At 60.0% G+C, this 12,908-nt stretch carries 10 protein-coding genes and 4 pseudogenes; 4 read left to right on the plus strand and 10 right to left on the minus strand.

The features are described from left to right. Nucleotides 1–76: 76 nt before the first annotated feature. The 10 genes and pseudogenes from ftsR to ML_RS10635 all read right to left on the minus strand — a co-directional run bounded on the left by ftsR (nt 77) and on the right by ML_RS10635 (nt 8,952). Nucleotides 77–832, minus strand: a complete 756-nt coding sequence (ftsR, locus tag ML_RS10595) for a transcriptional regulator FtsR (protein ID WP_010908704.1) — start codon at nt 830–832, stop codon at nt 77–79. Next, nucleotides 829–1,308: a glycogen accumulation regulator GarA gene (garA, locus tag ML_RS10600; RefSeq protein ID WP_414085565.1), complete on the minus strand. Its 480-nt coding sequence runs from the start codon at nt 1,306–1,308 to the stop codon at nt 829–831. The genes ftsR and garA overlap by 4 nt, the downstream gene beginning before the upstream one ends. A gap of 114 nt (nt 1,309–1,422) precedes the next feature. Further along, nucleotides 1,423–1,545, minus strand: coding sequence for a hypothetical protein (locus ML_RS17520; protein ID WP_269147019.1), 123 nt, complete (start codon nt 1,543–1,545; stop codon nt 1,423–1,425). A 15-nt stretch (nt 1,546–1,560) separates the two neighbouring features. Further along, nucleotides 1,561–1,959: a glycine cleavage system protein GcvH gene (gcvH, locus tag ML_RS10605; RefSeq protein WP_010908706.1), complete on the minus strand. Its 399-nt coding sequence runs from the start codon at nt 1,957–1,959 to the stop codon at nt 1,561–1,563. Between the two features lie 24 nt (nt 1,960–1,983). Further along, nucleotides 1,984–2,696 (minus strand): annotated as a pseudogene (locus ML_RS10610) (DUF881 domain-containing protein). Nucleotides 2,697–2,840: 144 nt separating this feature from the next. Beyond that, nucleotides 2,841–3,186, minus strand: a pseudogene (locus ML_RS10615) (small basic family protein). Between the two features lie 31 nt (nt 3,187–3,217). After that, a pseudogene (locus ML_RS10620) lies at nt 3,218–4,177 on the minus strand (DUF881 domain-containing protein). A 2-nt stretch (nt 4,178–4,179) separates the two neighbouring features. Next, nucleotides 4,180–4,800, minus strand: a complete 621-nt coding sequence (locus tag ML_RS10625) for a CDP-alcohol phosphatidyltransferase family protein (protein ID WP_010908707.1) — start codon at nt 4,798–4,800, stop codon at nt 4,180–4,182. 61 nt (nt 4,801–4,861) lie between these two features. Then, nucleotides 4,862–7,198, minus strand: a complete 2,337-nt coding sequence (gene secA2, locus ML_RS10630) for an accessory Sec system translocase SecA2 (protein ID WP_010908708.1) — start codon at nt 7,196–7,198, stop codon at nt 4,862–4,864. Between the two features lie 107 nt (nt 7,199–7,305). Next, nucleotides 7,306–8,952: an acetolactate synthase gene (locus tag ML_RS10635; RefSeq protein ID WP_010908709.1), complete on the minus strand. Its 1,647-nt coding sequence runs from the start codon at nt 8,950–8,952 to the stop codon at nt 7,306–7,308. A gap of 93 nt (nt 8,953–9,045) precedes the next feature. On the opposite strand from ML_RS10635, the gene ML_RS10640 reads away from it, so the two are divergent. The 4 genes and pseudogenes from ML_RS10640 (at nt 9,046) to ML_RS16525 (ending at nt 12,656) form a co-directional block, all read left to right on the plus strand. Beyond that, a complete protein-coding gene (locus tag ML_RS10640; protein ID WP_010908710.1) occupies nt 9,046–10,962 on the plus strand; it encodes an ABC transporter ATP-binding protein/permease in 1,917 nt (638 codons plus the stop codon). A 338-nt stretch (nt 10,963–11,300) separates the two neighbouring features. Continuing rightward, nucleotides 11,301–11,444, plus strand: coding sequence for a hypothetical protein (locus ML_RS10645; RefSeq protein WP_156511828.1), 144 nt, complete (start codon nt 11,301–11,303; stop codon nt 11,442–11,444). A 654-nt stretch (nt 11,445–12,098) separates the two neighbouring features. Then, nucleotides 12,099–12,349 (plus strand): annotated as a pseudogene (locus tag ML_RS16520) (RNA-dependent RNA polymerase family protein); the annotation flags it as partial. Between the two features lie 7 nt (nt 12,350–12,356). After that, nucleotides 12,357–12,656 (plus strand): RNA-dependent RNA polymerase family protein, encoded by a 300-nt coding sequence (locus ML_RS16525; RefSeq protein WP_049769633.1) that lies wholly within the window; start codon nt 12,357–12,359, stop codon nt 12,654–12,656. Nucleotides 12,657–12,908 lie beyond the last annotated feature (252 nt).

Raw genomic sequence — 12,908 nt, forward strand, 5'->3', positions numbered from 1 at the left:
GCTCGGCACGACGACACGGTAGACACCGTGCCTTGCCACGCCGCCGAACACCAAGCTGTCGAACGAAGTCTAATCCTCAGCGGTGTAGAACGCCGCGAACCGCAGATTTGATCAACGAAGTGTGCAAAGTGATGGCGAGCGCAGCAACCTCACGCGCCAAGTCGTCGGCGCGGTCACGGGCACCGGCCTTACCGGCTTTGACGATCGGCCCGGCGATTTGGACGATCAGGTCGGACTGGCGGTCAGCCGCTGACCGGAAGGCTCGCAGATGCCGCGGCTCAACACCGTACTCGGACAGCGCCCGCGCGCATTGGAGGATCACGATTGCATGCTCATCGAAAAATCCGCCCGGCCCGGTGGTAATCACACCGGCCTTGAGCAGCGCCGTCAACAAGTCGTCTGCCACTCCTGAGCGGTCCAAGAGGTCTTCTCGACTCAGCCGGACGCCGGCGGGCGATACCGCCGGGATGTCGGATCCGACCCCCGATCCGACACCGGCACCCGGGCCGCCCGTCACCGAAAACAATCGGGGTGCGACATAAGGCGACCCGAATGATGGTAACTCACCATCAGGCTGGGCGTCCAGCTGCGCCCTAATAACCTTCAGCGGTAGATAGTGATCGCGCTGTGCAGTTAGGATGAACCGCAGCCGTGCACAATCATACGCGGTGAACCGCCGGTACCCCGATGCAGAACGCTGAGGGGTCACGAGCCCCTCAGCCTCCAGGAAACGAATCTTGGAGATTGTCACATCAGGAAAATCCGACCTCAGCAGATCCAAGACCGCCCCAATCGACATCCCGACCAGTGCCGGGCTATCGGGCGCACTCACTTGCCTGCGGTTCGCCCGGTGTCGTCATCCTGCTTGGAACCGATCAGGAACACTAAGCGGAATTTGCCGATCTGCACTTCGTCACCGTTTGCCAATACCGCAGAATCCACCGGCTCACGGTTGACGTAGGTGCCGTTGAGGCTGCCAACATCGACGACATGGAACTCATTACCTTCTAACCGGAATTCGGCGTGACGGCGGCTCACCGTGACGTCATCGAGGAAGATGTCGCTGTCAGGGTGTCGGCCGGCGGAGGTGATGGCCTGGTCGAGTAAAAAGCGCGATCCGGCGTTTGGCCCCCGTTTGACGACCAGCAACGCCGAGCCCGCCAGAAGTCCTTCAACCCCGGATACCACGCTCTCAGCACCTGCCTGTGCTGGAGCGTCCAGTTCGTTGAGGAAGTCGGCGCGGAAGACCGAAGTCGTCTCCACGGTGACTTCGTCAGAAGTCTGGTCTTCTTGTCTTCCTGAGTCCATGTCCGTCACCCGCTGCTCCTTACTGGCCGCTGTGGCGTTGCCTGACCCGGGCCACTCGGCCCGGCTTCCCGCTAGGTTCTCCACCTGGTACTGCCGATTACAGCCATCTAGGGCTCATGTGTCGACCGTACCGCGCGGCGGTCTGCAATGCGCCAACCACCACAGGATCGGACCCTCATTGCCCAGCTCCTCCTCGAGCAGCCCGGCGTCCGCATCATCGTCACGTGGGATTGCCAAGCACCCTAGCAATCATCATTTGGTTAGCGTGCCGCGATAAGTCTCGGCGTCAAGCAGCGTTGCGATAGCTGACTCCAAAGCCCCGACGTCGGAGACGTGAACATCCAGTAGCCAGCCAGCGCCGTATGGGTCAGAGTTCACTAGTTGGGGACTGCCTTCCAGATCGGTGTTTACCGCCGACACTGTACCCGACACCGGTGCATACAAGTCCGACACCGATTTCGTCGATTCCACTTCGCCGAAGGATTTGCCCGCCGCTAACTCAGCGCCAACTTCTGGCAGCTGGACGAAAACCACATCACCCAGTGTCGACTGCGCGAAGTCGGTGAGCCCGACCCGGACGGTGTCTTCGCGACTGCGCCGAATCCACTCATGCTCAGCAGTGTAATGCAGATCGGACGGGATATCACTCACGGTAATCCTATTCTGGTCGGTGATCTACTTGACGGGCTGAGCGTATTGGTGCGATTTTGGTGGCCGCAAGGCGGTTACGTCCACTCGATCGACTTGTTGCACCGACACCACGCGGCCAACGCATTTGACGCTGTCCTGACCACCCAGGTATCGATACCGACCCGTACCGACTGGTATGCATCATTGATCTCGATCGCCTCGGCGCCGGCGGCACACAACTTGTTGATCACGTCAAGCATTGCTTGGGGCACGACCCCGGGGCCGGTATCGTCGATCGTCAACGTGACACCCGGCCCAGTGACGCCGACGGCACCGACCAGTATGAACAGCACAGCCAATCGAGTCTGGGCGCTTTGGATGGGATGGCGGCCTGATCGGTGTTGCCTGATGCTTGCGACACGTTCAACATGTTCTGTAGTTCGGTCACTTAGGTGTTAACGTGACCTCGCGTTGCCGTAACGGACCTAGCAGCACCAACAGGTCGGCAGAACGCGCAGTTTTTAAGGAATCATCGGACTTGGTCTGGCAGACCTGGGTGACAATGGCGATCCCCAAGAGCAAGCACAACAGGATCACTAGCGTTCCAAACGCCAGACGCGAGCGACCGCTCCGCAGTGACCCGGACAGTCCCGTGCGGCATAGCGACCCGCTAAGTTGTCGCGGATAGTCGGCGGTAGTTCGTTGCGCCCATGGCGCGCCGCTTCACGAGCTTTGGGGTCGGTGTTGGGTTGAGTCATGCCGATTTGGCTCGTCACAACCTTCCCATTCTGGGGGACCAGCGTGTACCAGGGGATCCTGGTACACGCTGACCTCATATCGGTCATGGCACCGCTTCTCTTCCCACATATCACTCTTTCGCTCTGCATCGTCACCAGTGCATGTCACGCCCCGAACAGCCTGCGCCGCAGCGTGGCGGCACTGCCAAAGATACGAATACCCAGCACCACAATGATCGCCGTGGATAGTTGCGTACCAACGCCCAGCTGGTAGCCGACATAGACGATCAGGGCAGCCATCGAGACGTTGAATACGAACGAAATAACGAACACCTTCGGGTCAAAGATCCGCTCAAGATAGGCACACAGTCCGCCGAACACCGCGTCGAGCGCAGCGACCACAGCGATCGGCAAATACTGGTTAGATGAGCTCAGGTTCGCTAGAGTGAAAAGCTAGGCCCAGGACGATGCCAATCGCAAGCACTACGAGACCGTAGCATAATGGTCGGATTCCCTACGAGTTGCCCCAAGGGGAATCATTATCACGCGGACTTTGTCTCAGACTTTGTCTCACTAGGACCCAATTGTTTGGCCAATTTGATACCTCGGATCGCTCCAGCGGGCAACGTGAGACCGTAGGCGATGTTTTCTACGCTGACACCGACGCCGTAGGAGGCTTCCAGCAGCCTGAGGCGCTGGACAACAGGGGCTGTCGTCGAACACGTCCAGCATGGATTGCGGTGACCCCACCGGCGAGGATGTGTAGGGATTGTTGTCAACCAGGATCGCTCCACCGGCCTGCCGAATAGTCACATTAGGCCCAATCCGTGCGCCATCAACTGAGATTGTCTCAGCACCGCTCGCTCACAACGGGTTAACGATAAGTTGCAGGTCGCGGTCTAGAATGATTTACCGACTGCCCTTTATATGCGTTGCTTGGAATATGCGTTGCTTGGACACATCGGAAAGATATTAGAGCCTAAACTGGGGTTGGTTACACTCACCGTCAAACCAGGCCCGATGATTTAGTGTGCTGGCGGCCGCTATGCTAAGCACATCGAGGCGGTCGGCAGTCGTCGACCCTCGGCGTTGTGTGCGAGCCCGAGCTGCTGCACATCGTCGACTTGAGCCGAAAGCACACTGCGCTGTTGATCTAGCTTGGCCGCAACAGGCCTGGGTAGAACACACTTGCCACCAGTAACTGCTGGGCGGCGCGCACACCAGGTGTGACCAAACAAGCTTGTGCAGCCACGACAGCAAATACCGTGGTGACCAGAGCCAGCTACCAACCCTTGCTAGATCCAACTGAAAGCGCAGGCGCGCGGCATGGTTGAGCAGCCACGCTCAGCAGCTGCCGCGGACGTAACCGGGATCGAAACGTACGGGACAACGAAGCACACGGCAGCGAGGGCACACCGGGACCTTCTTGGGCGGGCTTCCGCGTGAAGATTCTAGCCCGCTTTCGGGTCATAGCCGCTGAGCTGTCGCTCACGTTCGGCCATATTCATCTGGCCTTTCCCGCAAACTGACGATGGGCTTGGTGCTTGATCTTAGGCATCCACCGCACCACCATCGTCATCTGCACCACATACAGCACGAATGCCCACAGGTACGCATAGGTACCCCAGATCAGAAACGCCCAACCGCAGGCCCCCAGAACACGGCTCCACAACGTGTCCCAAGTTCCTAGAAGAACGAATGGAAAGCCGACCATCAAGCTGAACGTCGCCGCCTTACCGATATAGGTCACCGGTAATGACAGCAGTCCGCGACTCCACAGCAACGGCAGCGTTGCGGTCAGTAGCACGTCACGTGCCAGTAGAGCGACGACAAACCACCACGGCACGATCCCGCTCAACGCCAACACGACGGGGATCGTCACCATGTACAGCCGATCGACAGCGGGGTCAAGCAGCACACCCAACCGCGAATACTGATCCAGCAGCCGGGCAATCTTGCCGTCGGCCCAGTCCGAGACACCGCTGAACACCAGAATCACCACCGCCCAGCCATCGGCGTGCATGACCAGCAGAACGTAGACAAACGCCGGGATCAGCGCCAGGCGGACAGCGCTGAGCAAATTGGGCACTGTCAGCACCCGATTGGGCGGACACACCGACTCCATGAGCAGTGACCTTAGCCTGGCGATATGACGGTCCGGATAACGGGCCGAAAGCAATCGGACCTCAGCGGAAAACCCCGGGTAGGCTCAAGGGAGAAAGCGTGTCATCGGACAGCGGGGCATCATTGACCATGTAGGTCCACGTCGACGTCGGCCGCGCTAGTTTGGACAAATCCAGTCCTGGCGCCCCATCAAGGATATTCGCGGTTTCGAACGTCTGCTGGGCCGCCTCGATCGCGTCGGCGGCCAGCAAAGCAAACGCGTTCACCGCCAACCGGTGAAACTCGTCCAGAGGACTTTGCCGGCCGAGCGCGCGCAAATGGATACTTTCACGAATGTCAGCCAGATACGCCAGATGATCGGCCCAGCCACGGTCGAGGTGATACAACATGATCAATCGGCAGATCGTCTCGAGCCGTTCTTCGGCCTCCTCTTTGGGCAGTGCCTGAGCCAGCTCCTCGTAACGCTTGGGCGCCAGCTCTGCGAGCTCCTCGCGCGCGGTTGCACTACTCAGCAACGCGTTTCGCCGATCCACGATGATGGCGCGCTGCTGGGCTATCAACTGGTTGTAGCGCCAGGTATTCGCATGCACGTCCAGCAGCCGACCCTCCGCAACACGCTGGGCATGGTCAAGCAAACCGGTGGTTTTGAGGCTGATGATGCGGCCATCCTCGTCGGTCTGCATCGGCAACTTGTTGCGGTCGAGGTTGGCCGCAATGACATCATCTTCCCAGCTGGAGAAGAACACCGACGATCCAGGATCGCCCTGGCGCCCAGCCCGGCCACGCAACTGGTTATCCAATCGCTCGGTATGGTGCCGCCCGGTGCCGACCACGTGCAGCCCACCTAGCTCGACGACCCTGTCGTGGTCGGATTCGTCAGATCCACCAAGACGGATATCGGTGCCGCGCCCAGCCATCTGGGTGGACACGGTGACCGCACCGAATTTGCCGGCTTCCGCGATGAACCGCGCTTCTTCGGCATCGTTTTTAGCGTTGAGCACGACCGCGGGCACGCCGTGTCGCAGCAACCGCTCGTGCAGCTCCTCGGATTCGGCAACGTTACGGGTCCCGACCAGCACCGGTTGACCCGTTTCGTGCACCTCAGCGAGGTGCGCCACGATCGCGTCATTCTTGGCGGCCGCGGTGATGTAGACTCGGTCCGACGCGTCGTCACGAATGTTGGGAGTATTCGGCGGTATCGGTGACACACCGAGCTTGTAGAACTGGCGTAACTGCTCACCAGCGGCCAGCGCTGTGCCGGTCATACCGCACACAGTGGCGTAACGATTGATCAGTGCCTGCACTGTGATGGTATCGAGCACTTCGCCGGTCTCGGTGGTCTCGATGCCCTCCTTCGCCTCGACCGCGGCCTGCAGGCCGTCCGGCCAGCGTTGCAGCTGTGCGATGCGGCCGCGGGAGGCGTTGACTAGATGTACCGCGTCGTCTCGGACAATGTAGTGCACGTCACGCTGCAACAGCACATGGGCGTGCAATGCGACGTTTACCTCGGTCAACGTGGTGCCAACGTGTTCCTCGGAGTACAGATCGATGCCACCGAGCGCCTTTTCGACCTTGCGCGCCCCGACATCAGTCAGGTGGACGTTGCGGCTGTCGGAATCGGTGTCATAATCGGATTCGGCGGACAGCTCGCCGACCAGCTTGATGATCTCGAGCCGCGGCGTCTCCCGATGCGTGGCACCGGCTAACACGAGCGGCACCAATGCCTCATCGACCAGCACGGAGTCGGCCTCGTCGATAAGGGCCACATCAGGATGGGGCGATACCAGGTCGTCGACGTCGGTCACCAACTGATCGCGCAGCACATCAAAACCGATCTCGTTGACCGAGGCGTAGGTGACGTCGCAGCCGTAAGCAGCCTTACGGTCCTCGCGTGTTGACTCCGCGGTGATCCAGCCCACCGTCAGGCCTATGGCCTCGAGCAGCGGGCCCATCCATTCCGCATCACGGCGGGCCAAATAATCGTTGATCGTCACGACGTGCACATGCCGGCCGGCAAGGGCGTATCCGGCCGCCGCAATCGCGCCGGCGAGAGTTTTGCCCTCACCGGTGGCCATCTCGATCACGTCACCAGCAAGCATGCGTAGCGCCCCGAGTAACTGCACATCAAAAGGCCTCAAACCCGTGGACCGCTCAGACGCTTCCCGGACGATGGCAAGGAATTGGGGGACGTCGCGAGAATCGGCGAGATCGTTGAGATTGAGCAACCCGCACGCCTTGCGCAACTGCTCATCGCCCAGATCGGCAGCTTCCTTGTGGTAAGCCGCCGCAGCAGTGACCTCAGCGGAAGAGTAGTTTAGGTTCTTGTCCGTGCTGGCGCCGAGTAGCCGCCAAAATCGACTACTCAGACGGCCAGGCTGAGTGCGAGGCGTCTTAGACACAGGTTAACGGTACGCTAGCCACCGATCACCTCAAGCAAGCGCGCCTGTACACCGACACGCCGCTAACCCCGGCAATCTGCGGACATTCGCGGCCCGGGCCGGCGTGATCAAGCCAGGTTGGACCGGCGAGGGTAGGCGACACTCGGATCGGTCAGCACATTCACGACCGACGGCAGACCGGTGACGAAAGCACGTTCGAGTGCAGGCCGAAGCTCACCGGGCACCGACACCAGCTCGCCGTGACCGCCGAGGGCACGAACCACCTCGTCGTAGCGAGTACCCGGGCGGAGTTCCGCTACCACCGAGTAGCCGTACAACGCTTCCATCGGGTGTTTCTCTAAGCCCCAGATCCCGTTGTTGCCGATCACCGACACGACGGGAACATTGTGCCGAACCAGAGTGTCCCATTCCATGCCGCTGAAGCCAAACGCGCCGTCGCCCTGCAGCAGGACAACTTGACGGTTGGGCCGGGCGAGTTTAGCGGCCAGAGCGTAGCCAGGGCCCGAACCCAGGCAACCGAACGGCCCGCTGTCCAACCAGCAACCCGGTAGATAGCTGTCGATCACCCGGCCGGCATAAGACCCGAAATCACCGGCGTCGATCACGACAATCGCGTCGCGGTCCAGCAGCGACGCGAGCTCAGCGTACACCCGCATCGGGTGCAGCGGGAGCCGGTCGTCGTCCAGTTCAGCTTTCTCAAGGTCACGCGTGGCGGTCTCGGCCGTCCGCAGCGCGCGGATCCAGTCCTGACTGTCGGTCCCACCGACTCCAGCCAACGCCGAGAGAATAGCTGGCAAATCTCCGTAGAGCCCGGCCGCGACGGGTCGCGGATAGTCGCGATCGGGTTCAGCACGGTCCGCCACCACGAGCTGTGTTTGTGACCCGAACACCTTGCCGAAGCCCAGCCGGAAATCCATCGGCACCCCAACAACCAGTGCCACATCTGCCTCACCCAATGCTTTTCCCCGCGCCCGCGAGAAAGCCAACGGGTGGTCGGCGGGCACTACGCCGCGTGCCATTCCGTTCATCAGCACAGGGATCTGGCATTCCTCGGCTAGACGTAGTAGCGCGGCCTCGGCGTGCCCCCACCAGACGTTGGTCCCGGCCATGATCACCGGCCGGTGCGCCGCGGCTAACAGGCCGGCAGCCCGGTCCAGGGCTTCGGGGTTGGCAGCGGGAGCCACAGGCAAGTTGGCCAAAGCGCCAGGACCACCGCCAACGTCGTCAGCCATGGAAAACACATAGTCCATCGGGAAATCAACGAAACCCACTCCGGACGGGGCAACCACCGCGGCCTGCAATGCTTCGTCGACAAGCCGGCCGGCGGCATCCGCCGACTGTGCGGTGGCGGCGAAACGGGCTAGCGGAGCCACGAACGGCACGTGATCAATCTCCTGTAACGAGCCCATACCCCATCGCAGTGCGGGTGCTCGGCCGCCGAGCACTACCAGCGGCGACTGGTTCTGCTGCGCCGCCGCCATCGCGCTCATACCGTTGGTGACGCCCGGCCCCGCGGTTAGTACAGCCACACCTGGCTGCCTGGTCACTTTCGACCAACCCTCGGCGGCGAAGGCCGCTGTCTGCTCGTGGCGCGTGTCTATGAGCCTGATACTCTCGCTACGGCAACCGTCGTAAATGGAAAATAGATGCCCACCTGACAACGTAAAGACGGTGTCGACACCGCTGGCTTTGAGTCGACGTACGACGAGCCGGCCGGCGTGAATGCTGTGGGTCAGGACAGGGTCGGTGCTCATATCAGCAGCCTATCCGCGACTTTCGGGTACCTTCGCCGAGAGATTTCTGTATTGAGGTGCTTTCAGCGCCTCAATCGCGAGGAGACATCAAACGTGGAGTTAAGACCATTCTATCCATCTGTCAACTGGGGCTACGCGCTGCCAGACTCGTTGTGGTGGATCGCCAAGGCATGGGCGATCAGTGCCGCTTGCGTCGTTGTCTTGGTAATGCTCAGTTTTATCACCCGCTGGGGTCGCCAATACTGGCGGATTACCCGCGGCTATTTCATCGGACCGCAGTCGGTCGGGGTGTGGCTGATGCTAGCTGTGCTGCTGTTCTCGGTCGTCATCAGCGTGCGGTTGAACGTTTTGTTCAGCTACCAAAGCAAAGACTTGTATAACGCGCTGCAAGCAGCCTTCGAAGGCGCCGGCGCACAGAACGACCTGGTTAAACAGTCAGGTATGCACGGCTTTTGGATGTCGCTCGGAATCTTCTCCATTTTGGCAGTCATATTCATTGCCCGCGTGATGGCCGACATTTATCTGACCCAGCGGTTCATCATCGCCTGGCGAATGTGGCTTACCAACCACCTCACAACTGACTGGCTGGACCAGCGCGCCTATTACCGGGAACAATTCATCGACAATACGATCGACAACCCCGACCAACGTATCCAGCAAGACATCGATATCTTCACCGCCGGCGCCGGCGGCACCCCCAACGGTCCCTCCAACGGAACGGGCAGCACACTGTTGTTTGGGGCTGTCGAATCGGTGATATCGGTGATTTCGTTCACCGCGATCTTGTGGAACCTTTCCGGTCGGCTCGCCGTGTTTGAGTTCGAAATACCGCGCGCCATGTTCTGGATCGTCATTGTCTACGTGCTGTTAGCAACGATCATAACGTTCTGGATCGGCCGCCCATTAATCGGGCTGAACTTTGCCAACGAAAAACTCAACGCCGCCTTCCGCTATGCGTTAGTGCGGTTGCGCGACGCTGCCGAGGCGGTTGCATTTTATCGGGGTGAGGAGGCTGAACGGAAGCAATTGGAGCAGCGCTTCACACCGATTATTGACAATTACCGCAGGTACGTCAGCCGCACTATAAGATTCCTAGGTTGGAACGCCTCGGTAAGCCAGACCATTGTTCCGCTACCGTGGATTCTTCAGGCACCGCGGCTGTTCGCCGGGAAAATTAACTTGGGGGACGTCGGCCAAACCGCGACCGCATTCGGCAATATTCACGACTCGTTATCGTTCTTTCGCAACAATTATGCCGCATTTGCGGCTTTCCGGGCCGCAATCATCCGGTTGCATGGACTCGTCGTTGCAAATGCTCGCAGCCGGGAGTTGCCCCACGTAACAGCTAAGTCGACGAACGATGGTACAGTTCATGTGGTCGCTGTCGAGGTGCGAACGTCGGCAGGCGAGCAGCTGATTGACCCGCTCGACCTGCAACTTAATTGCGGTAGTTCACTGGTCATCACTGGGCGCTCCGGGGTAGGCAAGACCACAATGCTGCGCAGCCTGGCCGAATTGTGGCCATACGCTTCCGGGACCCTAAGCCGCCCCGACGGCAAGAACGAAACGATGTTCTTATCGCAGTTGCCCTATGTACCACTGGGCAACCTACGCGGCGTGGTGTGTTACCCAAATGCGCCCGCCGACATCCCTGAAGACACTGTGCGGGACACCCTAACGAAGGTAGCCCTCAACCCGCTGTGTGACCGGCTAGACGAAGAACGGGACTGGGCCAAGATACTATCCCCAGGCGAGCAACAACGCATTGCCTTTGCCCGTATCCTGCTCACCAAACCAAAGGCAATATTCCTCGACGAAAGTACGTCCGCGCTTGACGAAGGGCTGGAATTCGCACTCTACCAAATGCTGCGAAGCGAACTGCCAGACTGCATCATCGTCAGCGTTAGCCATCGGCGCGCAGTCGAGCTGCTCCACGCACAACAGCTGGAACTGCTTGGCGGCGGCCAGTGGCGACTGGGCCCAGTGGAAAAGGAGCCGCTGCATGTCTAGCTAGCGCGGTGCTACCGCACGCTAACAGGTAGCACCCTTGCAGGGTTAACGAGTACAGGTTCGCATGCCCGAGCTCAAATTCACGGGACGAAGTGTCCATGTAGAGCACATACGGACCGTGCTTTTCTCGCCGGCCAGAGGAAATCGCGGTCCGCCGGTGATTCGTGGGTGTGCAAACATGCAAGCCACGCCCGACAGGTTCGGGCATAGTCAGTCGCGTCGATCTTTCGTTACTTTCTTCACCTCAAACCATTTCTCGCACGCGGTAGGCAATTCAGGCGCTCTAGTGGTGGGTGGTTTTGAGGCGTTTAGGTGTGGTTGGTTGAGGTAAGTGGGCGGTGTATGTGGTTGCTGTCTTGGAGTTGCGCGATGGCGACCGGGGTCGGCTGGGGTGGTTGACGAGGGTGTTGTGGGTGCTGGTGGGGCAGGTGACACGGGCGTGGATTGTGTGGTTGGTGTCCGATGGAGTGGCTAGATACTGATATCGCGGTTCGGGTACGCCGGGGACGGGACGTGCTTCGGTGATCGATGAGGTCATGGTGCTCGTAGAGACGTTGGTCGGCGATGTTATGCGAATCGGCCGTTCAGCGTCGGAGCGGCCCGTCACCGGAGCAGTTGATGGCTGTGGGGGATTTCGTTTTCCTTGGTCGCGCGGATCTGGCATAAGTGGGGGCATCCAGTCGCATCGCGTGAAGACCTTCAAGTTCGTTACCGACCCCGACGTGGGAGACCAAACGGCGTGATGTGGTCGGGCTCGACCTGGATCCACGTGCGTCACGAAGTGCTGATGATTGGCATGGCAGTGAAGGTGAGAGATCTTCGCCGCCGGGCCTGTCGCAGCAGGAACGGTGAAGCGGGGGCACCTTGGCCTTGGGTGGCGTCGGGAAGGGGAGGAATCGTCCTAGGTCCTGCTTGGGTGTTGTGTGGCCAACACGATTTATCGGGTTGGGGTCATCGTCGGTCGATCGTGGCCGCAGGTTTGATGACCTGTTCAATCTCGTGTGTGACCCGGCGAACATTGTTGGTGGCGTTTGACTGGGTCACGGGCAACTATGGGGCGAATACTGCTGGTGTGGACGCCCGGACCGGAGCCCATGTTGAGGAAATCGTCGAGGTAGCGGGTTGTTGGACAATCTGCGGATCGAGTCGTTCAGGCTGCGTTGAAGCTGGTGTTGGAGCCTGTCGTCGAGGCCGCTTTCGAGCCGATCTCCCCTGGATTCCGCCCCCAAGCGGCGATCTCAGGGACACGATCGCCGAAATTCACCAATACAGCACTACAAGCTATCGGTGGGTGCTGTATGCAGACATTGAGGTGCGCTGTGACTCTATCTCACATTCTGCTCTGTTGGAGCGGATGCTATTGCCAGTCAAGGATAAACGCGTACTTGGTCCTGGTGAAGGCGTTTTCTAAGGCCGGTGTGCTCACCGAGTCTGGTGAGCACCAGAACACTCACACCGGAACGTCTCAGGGCAATATCTTGTCGCCGGTGCTGACCAACATCGCCTTGCCTGGGCTCGATGAGTATCGGATGCAGCCATGGAAACCGTGCGGCTCGATGTCCACTGCTTACCTGCCTAGTCGGCGCCGCGTCACAGGCCTGCTGAGTACAACGCAGTCGTCCCGCGTAGCGGACGACTGCGTTGTACTCAGCACATGGCGACCAGACACGCCAGAGGCCTGCAAAACGAAATAAACTCGATGCTTACGCCTCTAGGTCTGCAGCTGTCGACTGCAAAGACAAAGACCGCGCACTTCGGTAACTGGTATGGACTTTCGCGGCTTCCACACCGGGTGGACACCCAAGAAGGCAACGACCACGTGGGCATGTCTAGGACTTGTATCGCCGACCGGGCACGACGGTCGGTCAAAGCCAAGATCCGTGCCCTGGCAAACAGGAAATCACAGCGCAATCCGGGGGCCGTGCTGGCACAGATCAACCATCGGT

Origin of the sequence: Mycobacterium leprae TN, assembly GCF_000195855.1 — a bacterium.
Taxonomy (GTDB): domain Bacteria; phylum Actinomycetota; class Actinomycetes; order Mycobacteriales; family Mycobacteriaceae; genus Mycobacterium; species Mycobacterium leprae.

Excerpts from the sequence above, each read along its gene's own strand:
- ML_RS10635 (WP_010908709.1), bottom strand. The coding sequence starts at position 8,952 with ATGAGCACCGACCCTGTCCTGACCCACAGCATTCACGCCGGCCGGCTC.
- ML_RS10625 (WP_010908707.1), bottom strand. The coding sequence starts at position 4,800 with ATGGAGTCGGTGTGTCCGCCCAATCGGGTGCTGACAGTGCCCAATTTG.
- garA (WP_414085565.1), bottom strand. The coding sequence starts at position 1,308 with ATGGACTCAGGAAGACAAGAAGACCAGACTTCTGACGAAGTCACCGTG.